16 protein-coding genes and 1 riboswitch are annotated in these 18444 nt (G+C 37.3%); of the genes, 8 read left to right on the top strand and 8 right to left on the bottom strand.

The features are described 5' to 3' along the window. The first annotated feature begins 39 nt into the window (after nucleotides 1-39). Nucleotides 40-216, top strand: a riboswitch (Lysine riboswitch). A 108-nt stretch (nucleotides 217-324) separates the two neighbouring features. Together JF73_RS00815 and JF73_RS00810 are read left to right on the top strand one after the other, a co-directional pair. After that, a complete protein-coding gene (locus tag JF73_RS00815; RefSeq protein ID WP_046326593.1) occupies nucleotides 325-1950 on the top strand; it encodes an ABC transporter substrate-binding protein/permease in 1626 nt (541 codons plus the stop codon). Next, nucleotides 1950-2699, top strand: coding sequence for an amino acid ABC transporter ATP-binding protein (locus tag JF73_RS00810; protein ID WP_046326592.1), 750 nt, complete (start codon nucleotides 1950-1952; stop codon nucleotides 2697-2699). The genes JF73_RS00815 and JF73_RS00810 overlap by 1 nt, the downstream gene beginning before the upstream one ends. Nucleotides 2700-2765: 66 nt before the next feature. Here JF73_RS00810 and JF73_RS00805 read toward each other — a convergent pair whose 3' ends face one another. Both JF73_RS00805 and JF73_RS00800 read right to left on the bottom strand, forming a co-directional pair. Further along, a complete protein-coding gene (locus JF73_RS00805) occupies nucleotides 2766-3683 on the bottom strand; it encodes an alpha/beta fold hydrolase (RefSeq protein ID WP_046326591.1) in 918 nt (305 codons plus the stop codon). Nucleotides 3684-3959: 276 nt separating this feature from the next. Further along, on the bottom strand, nucleotides 3960-4331 hold the full coding sequence (locus tag JF73_RS00800; protein WP_046326590.1) for a hypothetical protein: 372 nt from the start codon (nucleotides 4329-4331) through the stop codon (nucleotides 3960-3962). 344 nt (nucleotides 4332-4675) lie between these two features. Here JF73_RS00800 and JF73_RS00795 point away from each other — a divergent pair, with 344 nt between their 5' ends. Then, nucleotides 4676-4987 (top strand): hypothetical protein, encoded by a 312-nt coding sequence (locus JF73_RS00795; RefSeq protein WP_046326589.1) that lies wholly within the window; start codon nucleotides 4676-4678, stop codon nucleotides 4985-4987. 187 nt (nucleotides 4988-5174) lie between these two features. On the opposite strand, the gene JF73_RS00790 is transcribed toward JF73_RS00795, so the two are convergent. Then, entirely contained in the window at nucleotides 5175-6497 is a 1323-nt protein-coding gene (locus tag JF73_RS00790; protein ID WP_046326588.1) for a replication-associated recombination protein A, read from the bottom strand. Between the two features lie 162 nt (nucleotides 6498-6659). Here JF73_RS00790 and JF73_RS00785 point away from each other — a divergent pair, with 162 nt between their 5' ends. Continuing rightward, nucleotides 6660-8183 carry an SLAP domain-containing protein gene (locus tag JF73_RS00785; protein WP_046326587.1) on the top strand — a complete coding sequence of 508 codons (1524 nt, stop codon included), beginning with the start codon at nucleotides 6660-6662 and terminating at the stop codon, nucleotides 8181-8183. Nucleotides 8184-8246: 63 nt separating this feature from the next. On the opposite strand, the gene JF73_RS00780 is transcribed toward JF73_RS00785, so the two are convergent. Next, nucleotides 8247-10082: a BspA family leucine-rich repeat surface protein gene (locus JF73_RS00780; protein WP_052727747.1), complete on the bottom strand. Its 1836-nt coding sequence runs from the start codon at nucleotides 10080-10082 to the stop codon at nucleotides 8247-8249. A 178-nt stretch (nucleotides 10083-10260) separates the two neighbouring features. Between JF73_RS00780 and JF73_RS00775 the strand changes: the two genes are divergently transcribed. Continuing rightward, nucleotides 10261-11784 carry an SLAP domain-containing protein gene (locus JF73_RS00775; protein WP_046326586.1) on the top strand — a complete coding sequence of 508 codons (1524 nt, stop codon included), beginning with the start codon at nucleotides 10261-10263 and terminating at the stop codon, nucleotides 11782-11784. A 69-nt stretch (nucleotides 11785-11853) separates the two neighbouring features. On the opposite strand, the gene JF73_RS00770 is transcribed toward JF73_RS00775, so the two are convergent. The 4 genes from JF73_RS00770 to JF73_RS00760 all read right to left on the bottom strand — a co-directional run bounded on the left by JF73_RS00770 (nucleotide 11854) and on the right by JF73_RS00760 (nucleotide 15553). Then, complete coding sequence (locus JF73_RS00770) at nucleotides 11854-13794, bottom strand: BspA family leucine-rich repeat surface protein (RefSeq protein WP_052727746.1); 1941 nt, start codon at nucleotides 13792-13794, stop codon at nucleotides 11854-11856. A gap of 47 nt (nucleotides 13795-13841) precedes the next feature. Beyond that, nucleotides 13842-14759, bottom strand: coding sequence for an HNH endonuclease (locus JF73_RS00765; RefSeq protein ID WP_046326585.1), 918 nt, complete (start codon nucleotides 14757-14759; stop codon nucleotides 13842-13844). A 119-nt stretch (nucleotides 14760-14878) separates the two neighbouring features. Further along, on the bottom strand, nucleotides 14879-15019 hold the full coding sequence (locus tag JF73_RS09595) for a hypothetical protein (RefSeq protein ID WP_109917899.1): 141 nt from the start codon (nucleotides 15017-15019) through the stop codon (nucleotides 14879-14881). Nucleotides 15020-15193: 174 nt separating this feature from the next. Next, on the bottom strand, nucleotides 15194-15553 hold the full coding sequence (locus JF73_RS00760) for an iron-sulfur cluster biosynthesis family protein (RefSeq protein WP_046326584.1): 360 nt from the start codon (nucleotides 15551-15553) through the stop codon (nucleotides 15194-15196). 189 nt (nucleotides 15554-15742) lie between these two features. Here JF73_RS00760 and JF73_RS00755 point away from each other — a divergent pair, with 189 nt between their 5' ends. The 3 genes from JF73_RS00755 (at nucleotide 15743) to htpX (ending at nucleotide 18424) form a co-directional block, all read left to right on the top strand. Continuing rightward, nucleotides 15743-16843 carry an SLC13 family permease gene (locus JF73_RS00755; RefSeq protein ID WP_046326583.1) on the top strand — a complete coding sequence of 367 codons (1101 nt, stop codon included), beginning with the start codon at nucleotides 15743-15745 and terminating at the stop codon, nucleotides 16841-16843. A 107-nt stretch (nucleotides 16844-16950) separates the two neighbouring features. After that, nucleotides 16951-17511, top strand: coding sequence for a LemA family protein (locus JF73_RS00750; RefSeq protein ID WP_038520788.1), 561 nt, complete (start codon nucleotides 16951-16953; stop codon nucleotides 17509-17511). Between the two features lie 16 nt (nucleotides 17512-17527). Then, nucleotides 17528-18424, top strand: coding sequence for a zinc metalloprotease HtpX (gene htpX / locus JF73_RS00745; protein ID WP_046326582.1), 897 nt, complete (start codon nucleotides 17528-17530; stop codon nucleotides 18422-18424). The last annotated feature ends 20 nt before the right edge of the window (nucleotides 18425-18444 follow it).

Genomic DNA, 18444 nt, shown 5'->3' with positions numbered 1-18444 from the left:
CTCTTAATAGCCTATTATTTTTCTAAGTTAAATAATTTCCAATGCAATAGAGGTCGCGGTTGTTACGAAACTAATCTGAGTGAGCGAACACTTTGAAGGTTAGCGTAAGAATTACCGCCGAAACAAGGATGTTGTTCGTTTCAATCTTCTTGTTGGGCTGCAAGAGAATATTTTGCAGACTGTCCCGGTTAGTCCCCGGGGAGCGCTATATGATTTGTTCTAATAATAGATTATAACCTCGTTGTTTTGCGTAACAGCGAGTTTTTTATTTACGCTTTTATTGTGTTGGCTTTATTTGAAACATATTTTGTGGAGGTTTTCAAAATGAAGTCAAGATTTAAGTGGTTGGCTACCTTAGTTGCCCTGTTCACCTGTTTGGGCATTGGGGCTAATTTTAGCCTGAATGAAGTTAGTGCCAAAAAGGACGACGGTACGCTCAAAGTCGCCATGGAAGCTAATTATCAGCCGTACAATTGGACACAGACTAATGATGCCAATGATGCTGTGCCAATTGAAGGCTCAAAAGAATACGCCAATGGTTATGACGTTAAAATTGCCAAAATTATTGGTCAAAAATTACATAGAAAAGTAGAAGTTGTTAAGACTGAATGGGATGGTTTACTCCCCGCTTTGACCAGCGGCAAAGCCGATTTGATTATCGCTGGCATGAGCCCAACAGCTGAACGTGAAAAAGCCATTAATTTCTCTCAGCCATATAGAAACAGTACTTTTGTGGTAATTACCAAACTTAACAGCAGATACGCCAACGCTAAAAAGCTGACTGACTTTAAGGGTGCAAAATTAACAGCGCAACAGGGTACTTTCCACTATGATTTAATCAAGCAGTTAAAAGGTGCTAAGAGACAACCAGCTATGCGCGATTTTGCGGCAATGCGGCAAAGTTTAATCTCCGGTACCATTGACGGCTATGTTGCCGAAGACACTGAATCAACTTCCTTTAAGATGGTTGATCCTGACATTAAGTCAATTCCTGTCAGCAAAATGGCTGGTTTCCACGCTACTAAGGAAGAATCTGTTACCTCAATCGGAATTGCCAAGCCTAACAAGGCACTGCTCAAGAGTGTCAACCAAATTTTAGCTACTATTCCTCAAGCAAAAAGGGTTAGGTTAATGACTGAAGCTGTTAAGCAGCAGCCTAAAACTGATAGTGATAAAAAAGGTAAAAAGACTAAGTCAGAACCTTGGTTAATATCTATGTGGCGCCAATATGGCGGCATGATTTTAAACGGTATCGGTATGACCTTGCTTTTAGCTTCAGTTGGTACTATTGCAGGTTTCTTTATCGGTCTGGCAGTGGGTATTGTCAGAACTATTCCTACACCAACTACCAGTGGTAAAAGATGGCTGCTCAAGTTTGTTAACTGGCTGCTTTCGGTTTATATTGAGATTTTCCGGGGTACGCCAATGATGGTGCAAGCAGCTGTGATTTACTATGGTATTGCCCAATTCTGGCACCTGAATATTGACAGAACGGTCGCCGCACTAATCATTGTTTCGATCAACACTGGAGCGTATTTAGCAGAAATCATTAGGGGAGGAATTATTTCTACACCCGAAGGTCAGTTTGAAGCGGCCAGTGCGTTAGGAATGACCCACAACCAGAGAATGTGGCATATTATTCTGCCACAAGCAATCAAGAATTGTCTTCCTTCAATTACTAATGAATTTATCGTTAATATCAAGGATACCTCAGTTTTGAGTATCATCTCCGTCTCAGAGTTGTTCTTTGTTGGTTCAACGATTGCGAGTCAGACATTTAAGTTCTTCCCAACTTACTTAACAATTTCTGCTATCTACCTCATCTTGACCTTTACCATTACCAGAATATTCAACTTAATTGAAAAACACCTCCAAGGAAGTAAGAATTACAACTTAATGGCAAACCAAGTTCAAGTGGGCACACCAAAAGACATGGAGGCTAAGAACTAATGACTGAAACAAACGAAACTATTTTAAGTTTAAAGCACATCAAGAAAACATTTGGTGAACACCAAGTGTTAAAAGATATCTCTTTTGACATTAATAAAGGTGAAATTGCCACCATTATCGGTCCTTCAGGTGGCGGTAAATCAACTACTTTGCGCTGTATCAACCTGCTTGAAGAACCTACTGCTGGTGAAATTGATTTTCATGGTGAAAATGTTTTGGCACCAAACTACAATCGCAATATTTATCGTGCTAAAGTCGGCATGGTTTTCCAACAATTTGACTTGTTTGAAAATAAGAATGTTTTAGCTAATTGTATGGTAGGTCAAGAATTAGTATTAAAACGGTCAAAAGACGAGGCGCGTAAAATTGCACTTGCTAATCTGAAAAAAGTAGGTATGGAGCAATACGTTAATGCTCGTCCCAGCCAACTTTCAGGTGGACAACAACAACGGGTTGCGATTGCCCGCGCAATCTGCATGGATCCTGAAATTCTGTTATTTGATGAGCCTACTAGTGCTTTGGATCCAGAAATGGTCGGTGAAGTTTTAAGCGTCATGAAGAATCTGGCTACTACTGGTTTAACGATGATTATCGTAACCCACGAAATGGCGTTTGCGAAGGAGATTTCCGACCAAATGTTTTTCATTAGCGATGGCGTAATTACTGAACAAGGCACGCCAGATCAATTATTCAATCACCCGGAAAATGAAAAAACCGTCAAGTTTTTGAGTAATTTTCAGAATAATTAATAAGGTCTAATTAAATATAAAAAACTGGTAAACTCACGCTGTTAATAACGTGATTTGCCAGTTTTTTTAGTTTGCTTGTGGCTCTAAAAGTCCAATAATTTCCTGATTAAATTTAGTTGGTTCTTCCCACTGCGGGAAATGACCAGAATGGTCAAACCAAATTATATTGCACGGACTAGTAATTTTAGCAGCATATTCTGCAGCCAACTGCGAGGACACATGATGGTCATGCCTGCCCTCACAGAAAGTGATGGGAACGGCAAAATGCAGGATATTTTCAAAATTAACGTCCATTAGTTCTTCCCAAAAATATTGAATTGATTGCTTCGAACCCTGCAAGCGATGAATTAAGTCTTTAAAAGAATAATCTTTAGCAGATATAAAAGGACCAATTAATTTGCGGTAGTTTTTAGCGCCGTAGATTGAACCGCCATAAGCCACAATCATTTTAGTTAATTTGAGGCTGGCTTTAGTTGGTTCATGGACAAAATCAAGTTGGTCAAGTTTGGCAGTGTTTTTCATTTTTGTTCGTAAAAAAGCTTTTTGTAGAGCAATATTCTTTTTCATATTAACGACTTGACCAATTCCGATATATTCCGTAACCAGCTCTGGATACTTTTGAATAAAATAGAGTCCTAAAACTGTGCCCCAAGAATGACCCATAATAATCAATTTATCTTGTTTTAACCGTTTTAATAAATAAAGCACAAACTGATGAATATCTGTCAAGATGGTATTAATGGACAAGTTTTCTTCAGGTGAAAATTTGTAATACGATAGGCCGCTGCCCCTTTGTTCCAGATTGACAAAGATAAAATGATCTTCCAGTTCGCTATTAAATTTTTTAGTCAAGGGGATGCAGGCATCGCCCGGTCCACCATGCAAGTATAAAATGATTGGTTTCCGGCCTTGCTTTGAACTAATTGAAAAATAAAGTTTAGCGCCGTTAATTTCTACGTTTTCTATTACTGATGTACTACTCATTTTTTGCCTATATTCATATAATCACTTGTTATTATGCATACGCTGCTACTTTATTTAAGTATATTATTAATGTTTCTGCTTTGTAAATTGCAAATTATGTTTACAAGACTGAAACAATTTTATCGAATAAATGCTCCTACATGTATTACTCTAAACTAAAAAAGCTATCGGAAGAGCCAGCTGAGAAATCTGTATATATCAAATAGTCTAATGTACTTTATGCTAGAAAAAAATACCAAGCAGTATAGTTGCCTGGTACTCAAATCTTGTTAAATTTTACTCATTTTTACCTTCAGCTTGGTAAAATTTAGCCCGATTAATTAAATAGTCAAATAAAAGCACACAGATTAGATTTAAGACAATAATTAAGAGTATCACTAATGGGTGATCTTCTTGCTCATCTGTCATATTCAATAAATATAAAGTTTCAAAACTAATAGGTGCACCTTGTAATGCCATAAAATAAAATAAATCATTTTCGACTTGCTTAGTAAATGTTTCTTCTTTTACTTCAAAGCAAGCTGTAGCAATTATTGTTATGATGAATGCACTAATTGACCATATTAAGTTATAATTCGGCTTATTGGAGAAAAAAGCCTCCATTTCAATTATACACAACCACAGTAAAGCAACTCTTGCTAATTTCATTTTCATCTCATTTCCCACAGCCTTTCTTTTTCGATTTATTTTAATTATTTTATTATTTATAATTATAAATGAAATGTGGTATTAGTCAAAGGTTCTATTAGTCACTGCACTTGTTCTGTTAGAAATATCAGCTATTACATCTGTTTTAGATTGGTCAAAAATCAGCTTAATTTATCTCTAATTAAAAATTTTACAATTTAATATTTATGTACTAACCTATAAGTAAATATTATCATTGATATAAATAAAAGTTAAAATTATAACTGTTTCTTGTATCTGTGAAGAATTTAATCTTGCTTTGTGCATAATAAATCTTGGCAATATCATGATTGGAGCTATTGATAATGACCAGAAACCAGACTACGATGAAAGAACAACTGCTAATAGATCATGGCTATAAATATTTATGGTTTATTGTATTAGGCGCATTCTTATTGGTTTTAATCTTACCGTTTTTCAAATCTGTTGATTTAAGCGTTGGCGCCTTAGGTCTTCTACTATCAGCTTTGGCGGAAGTATTAACAACATTTTTTCAACACAAACATATTACCTTTATTATAAGTTTGGTTTTGGGTTGGCTATTAGCTCTAATAATTAGTGTTATTCTGTTTTTTTACATTATGTGGGCTTCAGGCAACATGGTTTTCGTCAAATAGTGAATTTAAATAAATATTGCCACAGAAAAGAAAGAGCACAAAAACAGGCAAACCACTTAAATTGTGGTTTGCCCGCTTTTTACTTAATGCTCAAATAGCAGTGTATGCTTAATCATCATCTAGCTAATCGATCTGCTATATTATTCTTTTAGTGTCCTGGTAATTAAAACTAATGAGGTTAGACTTTCTATTTATCGTGTTCTCTGTGCCATTCTTTAATCTGCTCCAGCCTCTTTTTAAAGCGGTCTTCATGACCTTGCGAGGTTGGCAAATAATATTCGTGTCCCTCTAAACTCGGTGGCATAGTTTTCATTGTCGTTAACTTGTCTTTAGCATAATGCGCGAGCTGGTAACCTTTACCATAGCCCAAATCTTTCATTAACTTAGTCGGGGCGTTGCGAATCTGCAAAGGTACTGGTTCATCAATCGTCTTCTTAACATCTTCTTCAGCGGCTAATCTAGCTTTATAAACCGCATTTGATTTTGGCGCAAGCGACAAATAAATCACTGCTTCCGTCAAATGAACATCACATTCCGGCATCCCTATAAATTGACAAGCCTGAAAGACGTTGACCGCCACATTCAGCGCATTAGTATCTGCCAAGCCAATATCTTCACTGGCAAAACGCACTAGTCTACGTGCAATATAAAGCGGATCTTCTCCTCCTTCAAGCATCCGCGACAGCCAATAAATTGCCGCGTCCACATCGCTGTTACGCATTGATTTATGCAAAGCGGAGATGATATTGTAGTGTTCTTCTCCGTCTTTATCATACAGGACTGACTTTTGGGTAATTAATTGTCCCAGACTATCCATAGTCACAGCAATCGTATTGCCAGTTTTATGACCGTTTAAAACTGCCATCTCCAGCGTGTTTAAAGCTGTTCTGGCGTCACCGTTGGCAAATTTGGCAATGGCTTTAATCTCCTGCTCACTGATTTTAACGGTTAACTTGCCAAAACCGTTAGGGTTGCGCAAAGCATTTTGCAATAACTTGATAATATCTTTGACTTCAAGCGGTTTTAAGACAAAAACCTTGCAGCGTGAAAGCAGCGCCGAGTTAACTTCAAAGGAAGGATTTTCGGTCGTGGCGCCAATTAAAATGATACTGCCACGTTCAACGTAGGGTAAAAAAGCATCTTGTTGTGCTTTGTTAAAACGATGGATTTCATCTACAAATACCAGCGTTTTTTGCCCCACTTCGTGTTCTGCTTCAGCCTGCTTCATAATTTTGCGGATTTTAGTAATGCTGCTGTCAACCGCACTAAAATTAAAAAAGCTCGCCTGACTCTGCCGGGCAATTATTTCAGCCAAAGTCGTTTTGCCGACTCCCGGTGGTCCCCAAAAAATCATTGAGGAAACTTGGTCATTATCAATGATTTCGCGCAATATTTTCCCCGGTCCCAGCAGCTGTTCTTGCCCCACAAATTGATCTAGGTTTTGGGGCCGTACGCGGTTAGCCAATGGTTCATTTTGCCCACTATTTGCAAATAATGATTCTTGCTTCATCATGACATCTTCTTTTTATTTACTTTCAGACACTTACTAACCTAATTATACAAGCATTTGTCCGCTAGCAAAAATAAATGAACGTCTGTTTGCTCTAAATTTATTAACTAGTTTACGTTATAATTATATTAGGTACAAAATCACAGATAATGAGGTGAAGATATGAAATTTTTCAAGAAAGTTGGCATTGGCTTAACAGCCCTGGCCCTATCCACCACTCTATTTTTGCCATATACCGCTAACTCCCAAACGGTAGAAGCAGCTCAGAAAGCCAAAGGAAAAGTCACGCTGCTTGAGAGTGATTATGTTTACAACCCGTCAGGCCATAAAATAAAATTGAAGCAAAATCGGGGTACACATAGCTATAACATTCCTAACGGCTTTAATGCTGATCCCAAGGGCTATTTGACTACAGAAATGATAGTTTATGATGATGACAGTAGAACCAGCTATCTCTACTACGGCACTAAAAAAATTAACGGACAAAAGTTTTACCACTTGGGGCATAACTATTACATTAATAGTGCTAATGTTTTAAAAGTCAATGGGCGCAATATCACACAAGGTAAATTGACTATCAAACACGATGCACTGATTTACACCAAGACTGGCAAAACAACGGGAAAGAAATTAAGAACTAATACAGTTGTTAAGTACCAAGGAAAAGCTAAGACTGCTACTAAAACACCCAAATATTTTTACTACCTTAAGGATGTCGCAAGGTACTTCCAGCCCAAATACGTACCTGCCCACAAAATAAAAGGAAAATATTTTTACTCCTTAGGACATAACAGTTACATTAAAGCAGCTAACATCGGCTATATTAACGGTCACATTGCTCGCTACAACGGTGTTTCGTCAGCGACTGTTCTTAAGAACACCGCCAGCATAACGGTAAATTATTCTGCCGTTAAACGTAAACTGAAAAAAGGACAGAAGATTAAACTTGATTTAACTGTTATTCCTTACCAAAATGATGGCTTTGAGGGTTATCTTTACAGACTGCACGACTATCCAGATGAATATGTTGATGAAGACGATGTTAAATTGAAAAAGAATTTGCCTATCATTGACTATCGCGACTTAGTTTATACTTACGTTACGCCAGTGACAGATAACAGCGTTGAACTTTATGACACATCTGGCAAGACAATTGGTAAACGTATTATAAAGCCACAATACAGTAATCTGACAGTTGATGGCTTAATGTACCTCTGGGTACCTGAGGAAAATAAGGCGGAACTGTTTTATCATTGTTTAAATTACAGTGACGCTAGTGTGATTGATGCCAACAAACCAAACTCGGTGCCAAATTCAGAACCAACTTACCCTGCAAAAAAGCAAGCATTAATCTATGGCAATAACTTTATTAAGGTGAACGATGTGAAATACGTCAGCGGGTTAAAGCTAAAGGCACTGAATACGATTGAGCAGGCTGAAAATGGGCAAAAGATTGCGACAGGAGCTGACAAACAGGAACTGCTCACACTTTTTAATGAAGGAAAAGATCTAGAACAAAATAGCGCTTATCATGATCTTATGTCTAATTATGATTGTGCCTTAAGAAACGCTTCTGCTATGTTAAGGTCTGATAAGGCAACTGTCACGCAGGTAGATGAAGCTGTCTGGTATGTTAAAACCGCTAAAAAGCAGCTGACAACTATGTCTACTCCTCCCGGTGATTAATTTTTTAACATAAACAAAAAGACTAATTCGTAATTAAAAACGAACTAGCCTTTTTTGTCTTATCTATTTAAGTTTGAACCCTTTAGGCAGCTGCGGCTTTTTGCCATTATACATGACATAAGTTTCCTTGGGGCTCTTTTTAGCCGAATGGTTATACAGTTTAAGCAATTGTTTTGCAGTATATTTCTTGCCCCGAGGCTTGGCAATTGTGCCTTTGCCAACAGCTTGAATATGTTTAAATCCTTGACCTACTCCCGAACTCTTACGTAAGCGGTAATGACCGAGCTTGACAGCAAAGCCTTTTGGATTACCAGCATTTTTCAAAATCTGACTATTGTGAATATTAAAATGGCTTAAATCAACTCCAGCGAGCTCTTGATCATTAGTAAACATTTCCGTTGAATCATACATTTTTGGTAACCGCCAGCCACGCAGATCAACAAAAACAAGATTATCACAGTCCATAAACATTTGGCTGACCCTGGTAACCTGGCGTGTATCCCAAGTATGCAGGTCAAGCTGCTCCAGACTTTTTGCACCTTTAAACATCCTCAGCATATCAGTAACTTTGGCAGTATTAAAGTGCCTCAAGTCAATGTCTTTTAAACTGCTGTCGCCACTGAACATTGAATTCATCCAGCGTACGTTCTTGGTGTTCCAGCCTGTTAAATTGAGTTTGGCCAAAGAACTGTCTCCAGAAAACAGCGAGATCATATTAGTAACGTTGCTGGTATCAAAACTGCTTAAATCCAAACTAGTAGCAGCCGGATTGTGGGCGAACATTTCTTTCATATCTTTAACTTTACTCGTATCAAAGTGACTGAAATTTAGCTGATCCAAATGAGCGAATTTTGCAAACATCCCCGCCATATCTGTAACATTACCGGTATTAAAGCCACTTAAGTCAAGTTTAGTTAAGTCAGAACATCCTTGGAACATATTTTTCATACTGGTGACGTTTTTGGTGTCCCAATTAGCCAAGTTTAAGTGAGTAACTTTACTACCCCTAAACATTTCCGCCATATCAGTCACTTGACTGGTATCAAAATTACTCAAATCAAGACTTGACAGATTTTGGGTACTGGAAAACATACCAGACATATTATTAACTTTACTAGTGTTAAAGTGCTCAAGATTTAGTTCAGGAACTTTTATTCCAGCAAACATACCAGACATGTTAGTGACATTACCGGTATTAAAATTAGTCAGATCAAGCTCTGCCACATCGCTATCCGCAAACATATCTCCCATATCGGTCACCTGGCTGGTAGCAAAACTTTTCAGATTAAGATGTTTCATCGGGCTGTTTCTAAACATACCGCTCATATTTGTGACTTTGCTGGTATTAAAACCGCTCAAATCTACTTCTGTTAGTCCTGTATTGTCAAACATTCGTTCCATGCTAGTCACTTGGCTGGTATCAAAGTGACTCACATCAGCTTTAGTTAGAGCTTTGTCATTAGCAAAAAGCAAAGCCATATTTGTCACTTGACTAGTATCAACTTTGTCGAGACCTGTAATATCCTCCAAATACTCCAGACCGAAAAACTTTTCTGCCGAATTCGGAGCCATTTGAACTGGTGTTTCAAACACAATATGCTCAATATTACCAGACCATTTAAACTGTTTTAAAAACGGTGTACTTGATAATTGACTATTCTTTTGCGCGCCACTAATCCGCAGGGTTCTGCTAATAACGTCGTATTTCCATGTGCAGCTGCCATCAGTGCCAGTCCACAGACCAGCATCAGCTGGCAAACCTGTCGCACTAACTGGGACAACAGTAGGTGTTGCTGCAGCTACATTTAAGTTAGATTGCACCATTACGACTAAACCTAATGCCATTGTTGCAATACCTATCCCAGTTTTTTTAAACTTGCTTAAATTTGGTATCTTCATCTTGACACCTCTTTTCTCTTACCCTAATTATACGAGTATTTTACTTAAAACTAATTAATAATTTAAAACTTAAGTTAAACTTTGCCAGACTATTATTCTTTTACTGTAAGACATGTATTACTACCCCTATATTAGGTTATAATAAATTTAGTAGAAAGGATTAGTAAGGAGGTAAATCATGAAACTTACCAAAAAAATCTGTTTGGCGATTACGGCTTTGGCATTGATCGTCACACCTTTTTTAGCAAATTGCAATCAAATACAGACAGTTGCAGCTGCCAGAACCAGTAAAAAGACCGCAAAGGGTAAAATCACGTTAATCTATGATGCCCATCTTTATAATAAATATGGTCATAAAATTAAAAACAAGAAAGCAGATCTATCAAATGCTGACAATGATATAAATGGCTATAGATACATTCCTAATTTTGACGCAGGTATCGTAGAATATTACGGCACCAAAATAATTAATGGGCAAAAATTCTATAATATTGGTGATGGTTGCTACATTAATGCAGCAGATGTCAAGGAAGTTAACGGTAAGAACAGTAAAAAGGGCAAATTGGTTTTATTACAGAAATCAGCTGTATATACTAAAGCCGGTAACAAGAGTGGTTACACTTTACCTAAGCGCGCTATTGTTAAGTATCAGGGCAAAGTTAAACAAGTTAAATCAAAGCCGAAATACTATTATAGTAAATACTTTAAATCAGATAACGATGAGCACTTTTTCTACCTTCCTCTTACAAAAATTAAAGGGAAAAATTATTATGCCATTGGTAAAAATCGCTATGTCAAAGCCTATAATGTGGCAAGCTTAGATGGTTATCCTCTAACTTACAATGGGGTTACAACTGCCACGGTCTTAAAAAAGACAGCAACTCAAACTATCAAAAATAAGACAACGAAACATGTTTTAAAAAAGGGGCAGAAAATAAAAGTCGATTTGGCTGTTCAACCTTGGGCAGAAGACTTTGAAGGCTATATTTTCCGTCTGCATGATCATCCTAATGAGTACATAGATGAAAGCTACATCAATTTAAGAAACTATTTGCCAACTTCCAATTACTTTGTTCAAGTATGCAGTTTTGTGAAATCAAAGAAGACTGCAAATATTAAGTTGTATGATGTCACGGGCAACCCTGTTGGAGTTAGCTTTAATGCTGCGGAGCTGTCCATCTTCAATGTTGACGGCTTGTTCTATATTTGGAATGCAACAACAAATAAGGCTGAATTGTATTACCATCTTTTAAGCAGCAGCTTTAACAAAAAAGACCTCCTCAATAATGACGGTACACAATTAAGCAGTCCTAAGACAGACTCTCAAAATGCTGGGAGCACTTTAACTACCGCTGAAAAAATAATTTCCGTTAACAGTTTCGTTAAAGCGAGCGACGTGAAATTTTATGACGGTATAAAGCTTTCACCTTTAAATAAACCTGCAGAAACTGAGCAGAAACAAAAAATAGCCACTGACAGCGATAAAGCACAGCTACAAAAAGCCTTTGATTCTGGGCAGCAAATTGGTGACAGCAATGGCCGTCACGGTGAACTTATGCTTAGTTACGACTATGCTTTAGTTAACGCAGCTGTGGTTTTAAGATCAGCAAAAGCAACTTTGGCACAAGTAGACCAAGCAAACTGGTTATTAGAAACCACTAAAACCCAGATAGATACTTTGTACTTCGAAGATTTTAGTTAAAGTTTGCTGGAAAGCCAAATTAAAAAGGATTAGTTCTGAAATGAACTAATCCTTTTATTTTACTAAAGATTAAAAATGAAATGATTTTGGCAGCTGTGGTTTTTTACCATTATACATGACATAAGTTTCTTTAGGGCTCTTTTTGGCAGAATGATTATACAGCCTGAATAATTGCTTTGCAGTATATTTTTTGCCTTTCGGATTTCTAATTGTTCCTTTGCCTACAGCCTGAATATGCTTAAATCCTTGACCTACACCTGAACTCTTACGCAAACGGTAATGGCCCAGCTTTACAGCAAACCCTTTAGGATTGCCAGCCTCCAATAATATTTGACTATTATGAATATTAAAATGACTAAGATCCACACCGATCAGGCTTTTATCGTGATAAAACATTTGCGTTGAATCTTCTAACTTGGGCATTTTCCACCCGTGTAAGTTGACATAAGTTAGATTAGGACAATCCATGAACATTCTAGCCGTCGCATATACTTTACTCGTGTTCCAGTCATGCAGGTCTACAGTTTCCAACTTGGTATCATTTCTGAATAGGTCAGCCATACTGGAAACATTTTTGGTGTTCAGCTTACCTAAATCAACATTAACTAAATTTTTATCATTCCTAAACATGTTAGCCATATCCGTTAAACTCTTTGGGTTCCAACCCTTTAAATTTACTTCAGATAAAGCCGTACATTTTCTAAACATATTGAAAGTGCGCGTAACTTTGCGAACATCAAAATGACTGACATCAATTTTCTTAACGTTGGAGACATTTTCAAACATACCAACCATAGAAATGACATTGCGTGTGTCTAATTTACTTAAGTCCAATTGATCAAGATGGTTAAAACCGATAAACATCCCAGTCATATCTTTGACTTTACTGGTATTCAAATTACCCAAATCGAAATCAGTTAAGCTATTCATATTTTTAAACATATACTGAGTATCTGTTAAGTTGCGGGTATCCCAGCCAGTGGTGTTTACTTTTACTAAATCAGGCGCGTCCGCAAACATATAGGCCATTGTAGTCACATTTTGGGTATTAAAATTGCTTAAATCAAGACTGGTTACTTTTTTAAGCTTTTCAAACATACCATTCATTTTGGTAACATTGTGGGTGTCAAAATTACTTAGGTCTAAGTTAGTTAGGCTGTCATTTGCGAACATCCCACTCATATTTGTTACATTTTGCGTATTAAAGTTTTTAAGATTAAGTTGTGTGACCTTAGCTTCACCAAACATGTTGGCCATGTTAGTTACATTACTGGTATCAAAGTGGTCTAGGTCCAATTTTGTAACAACCGTATTGGTAAACATACTTCCCATGTCAGCTACTTTAGATGTATTAAAATTCTTCAGATCCAACTGCTTGGCTTTTGTGAATGCAAACATGCCGTTCATGTTCACTACATTTTTGGTATCAAAGTGACTGACATCTAGTTCGGTCGTTTTTAGACCCAAAAACATTTGACTCATATCGGTTACCCGGCTAGTATCAAAATGGCTGACATCAAGACTGGTTAAGTTCGAATCGTCAGAAAACAACTTCGACATATTAGTTACGTTGCTGGTATCAACTTTGTCTATACCTTTGATATCTTGCAGTGAACTTAATTGAGCAAATTTTTCTTTTGAGTCCGGAGCCATTTGAATCGGATTTTCAAAAACAATATGTTCAATATTCCCAGCCCATTTGAATTCTTTAGTAAAAGGCGTACTTGACAATTGTGCTCCCTTAGCACCGCTAATAGTCAGTGTATTGGTAAGAACATCATATTGCCAAGTGCAACTGCCATCTGTGCCAGTCCAAAAGCCCAGCTGATTATTGACAGTGCTGGTTGCAGTCGGTGTTGTTTTTGCAGTTTGATCTTTAGCAGCAGGTGTAGCAGAAGCTGCCACAACATTCTGGACTAGATTAGCGCCACTCATCATGCCCAAGACTGCGGCAGCCATACTGATCCCCAATTTTGCTAAAATATTTTGCTTGAATTTAGTTGACTTCATTTTTTAACCTCCCTTTTTCCTTAACTTCATTGTAAGCCTTTTAAAAGTTAAATAATATCTTCTTTTGTGTTTACTTGCGCTAGTTTCCAACCAGTCATAAAGTGCTGCTCGCGTAAAGAACGCAAGTCGTTATAATCGCTTTCCAAGCTATCAATTGCATCCTGCAGTTTTTTGTTTTGCTTACGCATCTGGTCAAGTTCGGGATCATTAACAACGCCTTTTAGGTGCATCTTAGCAGCTAATTCGCGACGTTTTTCCTCAAATTCACCCTTCAAAGTAGCAAGAGCGTCTTCATATTTGACGAGTTTGTGGTTAACTTCAGGGATTTCATTATTTAAACTGACAAACAATTTATACGGCATGTTAGACTTGATGCGATTGCATTCCGTGCAGGATAAAATCAGGTTGTCAAAATCATTATTATGTGACAGCGAAACCGGATCTTTGTGATCAACGCTGCGGCCGCGCCTGCCGCAATATTGGCAGCGATAATGGTATTTAGCACGAATACGCTCACGGTCAATATAATCCACTTCATTGAGCTTAAAGTCGACGTTTAGGCCTAATTTACTTAGATTTTCGGCAAAAGTAAACTCGCTGCTGGGCACAAAATCAGTTTGACCCGTTTCACTGTCAATTACTGCCTGATTAAAATTATGTACTGATAGTTGCTGCTGGGCTAATTCATTGCCGTCATAATCCTGAATAAAAGCTTCATAGCGCTTGCGCAGGTCATTTTTGGCAATTAAAAGCGTGGGGCTTTCTGAGTCATCATCTTTTCCTACAAAAGTAAACAGTAGACACTGCGCAAAGACTTTTACCGCAATATTGGCAAAATTTTCCGGCGCTTCCCCTCTCTGGATACACAGATCGCAAATACTGGTTAATTTAGGGTTAAGCAAGCCTGTTTGTTTAAAATGTTTGGCATTTATGCGCAAACCGCACGCACTGCATTGAAACTTCACTTTTAAGTATTCTCCTTAAAGCAAAAAGTAATTACTTCCATTTAATTTTACTCAATTTAGAGCAATAAAAAAAGGTGGACGAAAGCTTCATCCACCCTTTAGTCTTAATTAAAAACAGACTATTTATTTTCGTCTGCTTTGGCCTTGTTCAAGAAAGCAACAACTGCTGCTACGTGCGCAACACGCTTTTTGCCATTTCTCTTGTTCTTAGGTCTTTGGTTTGGCTCACAACCAGTGTTGTAATTCTCACCTTTACGCATAGTACTATACTTCCTTTCAAGATTTTCGAAAATCTTATATAGTTTACCACTTAAGCTATAATGAAGCAAGATGCGCTTTTTGAGTGTGACTTTTTGGTTTGAGCAAAAAAGCGGCCTCAATGAGACCGCTAAAAAATTAGGTGATTTTTAATTAGATATTATTAGTTTATAACACTAATTATTTGCACTGACAGTCATAGCTGCATCAATTACACCACTGTCATCAGCTAAACTAATAGCTGCATTCTTTTCATCAACAACCAAGTTGTTGCCTAAATATTGCATTTCTGCAGGACTGGTGTATAAATCCAAGCCGGCATTATTTTCAACTTTAATTGAAAATTCCGGATCTTGCTTATCCAAAACTACAAATTGAAAACGAGTACCGGCAGCACAGCTGCCAGCAATATTAGAATATTTGTTAGAACCGTCATTTAATGAAAGTAAAACAACTTGTCCATCTTTCACACTTTTTCTAATCTTATCAGCAGCACTTGATTTAACGTTCATTTTTACTGATTCGGAATCACTCATTTTAATATTTCCTCCTAAACCTTAGCAATTTTCTCAAGTATAAGATATATTAAGTTATAGTGTCAAAAATTATGTTTATAGTAAAAGAGCATTTTCAATATGAAAATTTATTATTGCGAATACGAGGAAAAAAGGTCAAAATGTATATAGCGATTATAGATGATTGTAACTTGTGAAAGGGGACATTTTATGACCGTCTTGAAAAAGGTTTTTAGTGATAAAATCCTGCAGATTACTTTTGTAATAACGATTATTAGTCTTTTTTTTGCTAGACCGCGGCTTGAAGATATCAACCTTCATACAATATTTTCAGTTGCCGCGATGCTAATCATTATTCAAATATACGCCTACCTGCACGTGTTAGACGTGTTGGCGTATAAATTGACCAGTATTGCCGACAATATGCAGAAATTAAACATTTTGTTTACACTCTTAGCAATTATTGCTGGGATGTTTCTCGGCAACGACATAACAGCGCTTACATTAATTCCCTTGTATTTGAATATCGCCAAAAGATGTGATTTGCCTCAAATCTTGCCCGTTACTTTAATTGGGATGGGGGCAAATATTGGTGCTGCTTTTACACCGTGGGGTAATCCTCACAATATTTTTTTGGTCAGCAAATATTCTGTTAGCGCCCTACAGTTTTTCTCATGGTCATTGCCATATCTATTAATGGCGCTGATCATCACGTTTATTATTTTTCACTTCATTCCTCGTAAAGAAATTCCGCGGCAAGACATTAAACAGATTAATATTAGTTTAAGACCGACAATCATCACGACTGCGGTTTTTGCCCTATTTTTCTTAGGGGTCTTTAAGGTGATTAACGTTGCCATTCCGATGATTGTGGCAATTATACTAGCTTTATTAATCAACCCCAGAATTTTACTTAAAGTAGACTTTGCTCTACTATTAACTTTTACCTGCTTTTTTATTTTTATTAGTGATATTCAACAGATTCCAATGATTGTCAGTATCATTCACACAATGATCAATTCGGAAAGCTCGACCTACTTCACCTCGATTATCTCCAGTCAAATTATCAGCAATGTTCCTGCAACTATTTTAGTTGGTAAGTTTACCCCGTACGCGGAGGCATTATTCCTCGGCTCCAATATCGGCGGTTTTGGCTCTCCCATCGGTTCAATGGCTAACATGCTAGTATTAAAAACTTTTACCCAAAACGCTACAGTTTCAAGGGGCGAATTCTTCAAGAAATGGTCCGTAATGCAGTTTATTGGTCTGCTGGTTCTAACCGTTGCCGGCTGGGGTCTTTTATTAATTTAATAAAATCAATAAAGCTTTGCTAATGAGAGATAGCATAAGCTTCTTTTTTATATTCAAAAGCTTCATAATCAGTTATAATTGAGTGATATAAATTAAGGAGGAAAATTATGATCAGTTTAACTTGGATAATTGTAATAATTGCTATTTTATTAGTTATAGTTTACATTGCAGTATACAACGGTTTACAAAAAGCCAAGGTTTACACCGATGAGTCTTGGAGCCAGATCGACGTACAATTGAAGCGGCGTAATGATCTAATCCCTAACTTGGTCGAAACTACTAAAGGTTACGCTAAACACGAAAAAGAAACTTTAGAAAACGTTGTTCATTTGCGTAACCAGTTAACAAATATTCCTAGTGATGACCATGCTCAAACTCTGAAGGTTTCTAACCAAATTTCCGATGCCCTTAAGTCAATTTTTGCTTTATCAGAAAATTATCCTGATCTTAAAGCAAATCAAAACTTCTTGAAACTACAAGAAGAATTAACTAACACTGAAAACAAGATTGCTTATTCCAGACAACTGTACAATTCATCAGCTGCCTTATATGATCAAAAACTTTTAACTTTCCCATCTAACATAGTTGCTCATATCCACGGCTTTAAGAAGGTTGATTACTTACAAACTAACGAGTCGGAAAAAGAAGTACCTAAAGTTAAATTTTAAATACTAGGTTATTTTTATGTTATTTCAACAAATTGCCCGCAATAAGCGTAAGACCGTTGGTATTATGGGTCTGTTTGTTATTATTTTGGCACTTGTAGGGGCAGGCTTAGGTTATCTTTTTAGTGATCGACCCGTCCTAGGGTTAGTTATTGCCGTCATTTTTAGTATCATTTATATGCTAATTGTCTTGCCTAACCCAGCCAACATGGTAATGAGTCTTAATCATGCCCAAGAAGTCCATGAGCAGGATAATCCAGAACTTTGGCACGTTGTAGAGGACATGGCACTTGTGGGACAGGTGCCGATGCCGCGTGTATTTATTATTGCCGATCCTAGTCCCAATGCCTTTGCGACAGGACGTGATCCTAACCATTCTGCTGTAGCAGTGACACAAGGCTTGCTTGACATGATGAACCGCGAGGAACTTGAGGGCGTCTTAGGTCATGAAATTTCTCATATTAGAAATTATGACATTCTGGTTTCTACTATTGCTGCAGTCTTGGTTGGCGTCATTTCATATTTATCGGGAATTGCCAGCCGCTACATCTGGTGGATTGACGATGATAGAGATAGAGACGACAACAACGGCGGTTCTATTATTGTGATTTTCAAAGTTATAGCTATTTTGTTTGTGTTAATTCTGGGTCCGATCTGTGCCAGCTTAGCGCAAATGGCATTATCGCGTAATCGGGAATACTTGGCTGACGCTTCGTCAGTTGAATTAACGCGCAATCCTCAAGGATTAATTTCGGCGCTAGAGAAAATTGACGGTTCTGCACCAATGAAAAAAGCCGATCCGAGCAGTGCGGGAATGTATATTGAGGATCCATTACGCAAAAGACGCAGTTTTACGCATTTATTTGACAGTCACCCGCCGACAGCGGATAGAATTAAACGTTTGGAAAAAATGTAATAAATAAAGTAGCCTTTTCT

The sequence above is a fragment of the Lactobacillus helsingborgensis genome (assembly GCF_000970855.1).
Classification (GTDB): domain Bacteria; phylum Bacillota; class Bacilli; order Lactobacillales; family Lactobacillaceae; genus Lactobacillus; species Lactobacillus helsingborgensis.
The sequence above is the reverse complement of the archived record's forward strand: the minus strand, read 5'-3'. Positions and strand labels throughout refer to the sequence as shown.